At 40.9% G+C, this 4,379-nt stretch carries 4 protein-coding genes; all 4 read right to left on the bottom strand.

The window, feature by feature from the left end; genetic code table 11:
• Window positions 1–730, bottom strand: a 730-nt coding sequence (locus NT145_01415; protein ID MCX5781354.1) for a U32 family peptidase, incomplete at its 3' end; no start/stop codon positions are given.
• Between the two features lie 463 nt (window positions 731–1,193).
• Entirely contained in the window at window positions 1,194–1,397 is a 204-nt protein-coding gene (locus NT145_01410; protein ID MCX5781353.1) for a cold-shock protein, read from the bottom strand.
• A 232-nt stretch (window positions 1,398–1,629) separates the two neighbouring features.
• Entirely contained in the window at window positions 1,630–1,809 is a 180-nt protein-coding gene (locus NT145_01405; GenBank protein MCX5781352.1) for a hypothetical protein, read from the bottom strand.
• 17 nt (window positions 1,810–1,826) lie between these two features.
• Window positions 1,827–4,379, bottom strand: a 2,553-nt coding sequence (locus tag NT145_01400) for a PD-(D/E)XK nuclease family protein (GenBank protein MCX5781351.1), incomplete at its 5' end; no start/stop codon positions are given.

The raw sequence follows: 4,379 nt of genomic DNA, 5'->3' as shown, positions 1-4,379 counted from the left end.
CGCGGTATACATACTCGCTGCTTCGCATGCGTCCTTCTATTTTAAACGACGCGATACCGATTTTTTTTAGTTTTCCGATATGCCCGGCGAGTTCCAAATCCCGCGGCGAAAAAAGGTAGCCGAGATTTTTTCCGTTTTGCCAGCGGCGTCGGCAGGGCTGGGTGCATCTTCCCCTGTTCCCGCTTAATCCCCCGATAAAACTTGAAAAAAGACACATACCGGACAATGAAAAACACAGCGCCCCGTGACAAAATACTTCCAACGGAATCGGAGAACCCTTGGCAATTATGTTGAGCTCGGCAAAAGAAAGCTCCCGCGCCAAAATAGCGCGTTTAAATCCGTGCTGGGCAAGAAAATCTACCCCCATTCTGTTGTGCACCGCCATCTGGGTGCTCGCGTGAAGCTGTATTTCCGGAAAATATTTTCTAATGATACCGGCAATACCGAGATCCTGAATGATTAATGCATCCGGCTTGAGGTGCTCAATATAGGTAATGTTTTTTACCACATCGTGAATTTCTTCGTGTTTGATTAAGGTATTCAAGGCAAGAAATACTTTTACCTTTTTTTCGTGAGCGTGGCTGATTAACACCTCGAGATCGTAAAAGCTGATCTTTGATGCGGAAATACGCGCATTAAAATCGGGGACGCCGATGTAAACGGCGTCCGCCCCTGCGCGAATGGCGGTAATAAAAGATTCTTTTGATCCGACGGGAGCTAAAAGTTCCATAGTTTAATACTGTAACAACAATTTAAGGACTCGCCTTGCCCCCGTTACAAGGTTAATGCTGAGTAACTACAGAGGTTGCTTCATCCGCTAAAGCGGCTTCGCAAAGACGGCTTTTCTGGATTCTCCCGCTAAAGCGGGACTTCATTTAATGGAACTTGAGGAAGTCGCCGTATTACCTCAACAGCTTCGGCGGACAGGCACCTTCGAGATGTCTTCCAGCTGCATTCTACCTCTTTACCCGTCGTTTTTCAAGATTACCTTCTTAGCCTCTACGGCAACAGCACATCCTCGTTCTTTGAACCCAGCTCGTCGAAGACGGGCTGTCCCTTCGGGACAAATTTTGCAATCTGTTGCAAAATTTGGGTTGAACAAGCCCAAACAACCCGGGGATGACACAACAATTATCCCAAAAAACAAAAAACCCCGACTAATAATCGAGGTTTATTTGTAATTCAAAAAAATATTATACTTTTTTGATATTCGCTGCTTTAGGTCCTTTGTCGGAGGTTTCTATGTCAAATTCGACTGCGTCGCCTTCGGCCAAAGATTTAAATCCTTCAGATGCTATTGCTGAGAAATGTGCGAACACATCCCCGCTTCCGTCATCATTGGAAATGAAACCAAAACCTTTTGCATCGTTGAACCACTTCACTTTACCACGTGCCATTACTTACTCACCTTCTTTTTTCCCCCGAAACTACTCGGGGTTATAATCTAAGCCCCAATAACGAAGCTTACCTAGATATTGTAGCATATTAATACTCTCTTCTAACAAATTAAAAAAGAATTTGCGTCAGCCCTCCTTCTCTAACGTGTCATCAATCCTCCTACGCCAAGGCTTCGGAAGGACAGGCTCCCGCATTGATTACGCCTGCCTCGACGGCCCGCTGATAGGATCGCTATTCCTCGCTAAATTCTTTCGGATATTCTACCGTACCCGAAGCACTTGAAAGCGCGCCGGGAATAGATTCTAAAGCTTGAAATGCTTCATCGGGCGCTTCAAACGGACATTTTATTTTCCATCCGCTTGCCGGCTTAAAACCGAACTTTGGATAATAGATTACAAGAACCGTTACCACCGCGTAGGTGGTAACGGTTATCTACAATTGTAGTAAAACGGGCATTGCTGGCACTGGCGGGAATCGGCATCGTCCGCTTTAAACGGGGCCGATTCATCAGTTATTTCGTTTAAGATAAAATCCAGCGATTTCATGCAAATATCAAATTTCTGTTTTCTTTCTGAGCTATCCTCATCCTTATAAAACAACTCAATTTTTCCCTTTTTTAAATCGTACAACCCGGCATTAAGTTTCTGCATATCAATTTTCTGGGTCTGAGATACAAAATACATGTATATGGGAAGCTGAAGCGATTTTACCGCCTTTTTTATTGTTTCCCGAGACATATCAGAAGCCGTTTTTTCAAGAGTTTTCAATGAAGCCGATTTGATAACATTTCCGGTTTTGTAATCAAGAATTACGCAAGTGGAATCTTTTAAACTGTCTATTCTGTCAATTTTAATATCAAACTTGCGGTTGTTATAAGTTCCCTTTAAATTCTTTTCTATCCCAAGAATGGCCTCTATTTCGGAAACGCGCGAAACCTCATTTTTTAAAAACCTGTTCATCGCAATTTTAACCACTTCTTTTAGGAGAAATATATCGGACTTCATTTTTCTTTCAAACTCTTTTGAAAACTTTTTATCAAGTTCTGAAAAAAAGAGTTTTCTGAAACTTTCGTCCAAGACATACGGTTTCCCGATAAAACCGCCTAGAATATTTTCCAAAAATTTATGGATAAAGTTTCCTACATCCACGCGTTCAACTTCTTCGGCAACATCATCCTTTTCTTTCAGGCCGAAAACATACTGGAAATAAAATTTCATCGGGCAGGAGATATAGGTATTAACGCTTGTCGGCGAGTAAGGGTATTCCAAAAGATATTTTACTATCTCTTTAGTTTTTTGCTTTTCTTTTTTTTCGGGGCTGATTTTAAAATTAAATTTCGGTTCAAAAACGGATAAAGGTTCTATTGAATTTGCCTTTTTTTGTTTTTCCCAGATAATACGCTCTAAAAAACGGCTCCGTTCAAACTTGTCTGAATCGCAGTAAATTAAATGTGCCTCTTTTGCGCCGGAGATAAGCCCTGAAAAATGGTACCTTTGTATTTCTTCTTCTTTTTCTATTCTTGTTAGGCCAAGATCTATCATAATATCCCGTGGAATAAGTGCTTCCTGAATTTTAAGGTTCGGCATAACTGACTCGTTCATATCCATTATTATGACCGTTTCAAAATTCAAGGACCTTACTTCCAAAGGCCCCAAAATCTGAAAACCTTTAAGAGGCGATCCCGTAAAAGATACCATTTCAGACGAGAGCCGCTGTTCAAATATTTTAAATATTTCGTCTTTATCAAATTTCTCGTTTAAAAAAGAGCTCCCTTCAAACTCTTCAATGATATTTAAGAGCCGGTCCATCGCCCTTATGTTAAGCTGGTACGTTGAAAAATAGTTGTCTGAAAGAAGTTTTTCCACAAGCACGCGCACCGAACTGACAAACGAGCCGAACGAGTCTATTTGTTCCCACATTTTGAATCCAAATTTGTACAATTCTTCAAAAACCTCAATAAGTTTTGATTGTTCCGCAGGAATTCCCATAGAATCAAGCGACGAGGCAAGCTCTTGAAATATGCTTTTATCTTTTACGATATCATCAAAATTTACGAAAAGAGTTCCAGCGATATTTGCTTCGTCATTTTCGCCGATTAAAGCTTCTTCAATTTTATGAACCAAAACTCTGGTTATTGAAGGGTTGTCCAGAAGTTTTAAATTTTTGACTAGCGGATTTTTAAGAACCCCGATAAAATCTTTTGCGTAATAGCCTTTATCGTTTTTTGAGCTCTGGGCGTTTTTAATGTCGTCCAGCAAAGAAAAAACGCCTGTTCGGGAAAGAGGATACCCTAATGAAACATTAAAATCGGTTAATTCGTTTGAAAGTTCTGCCAATGCCGGCATAACTGCGTCCGAATCGGGAATAACTAATACCGCTTTTTCGCGATCGGATATTTTAGAAACTATTTCACGCGCCAAGGAGCACTGGGCGTGAGTATCCTGTGCGGAATAAACATGTATATTCGGCTCTCTCTCTTGCCTTAATTCTCGTTTATCCTCTCCATTGAGGGGAGAGGATAGAGGTGAGGGGGAAGGAGAATTTATTGTACAGCCTAAATCTTTCGCCAGGCTTTTCAGCTGGGGCCAGTCGGTATTGTTTCCTTGAAAGAAAAACTTTCCCTTTTTGGTGTTATAAAGATGTTTTAAGATGCCTTTTTCCGTCTTATGCAGATAAAAAAGGTTGCAGAAAAATATATGATCAAATTCTTCAAGCGGAATATTTTTGATTTCTTGCGCGGCTTTCTTGTACAAATATCCCTTTGAATACTTTTTTTCTTTTTCCATGAATTCCTGGAAAGCATTTTTGATCTCAGCTATGCTGATAAGAAGCTCGTTGATGTCTTTCGGCAGATCGTATCCTATTTCTGCGCTTCGGCTGACACCTTTTAGCTTTTCGGCGGGAACGGCTTCTATATCCAGATGATCAATAAAAGCTCTTATTTCTTTGCCCCAGGGATAAAACTTGCCGAAAGTGGAATG

The organism is Elusimicrobiota bacterium (genome assembly GCA_026388075.1).
Taxonomy (GTDB): domain Bacteria; phylum Elusimicrobiota; class Endomicrobiia; order Endomicrobiales; family JAPLKN01; genus JAPLKN01.
This window is presented reverse-complemented; position numbering and strand designations above follow the sequence as displayed.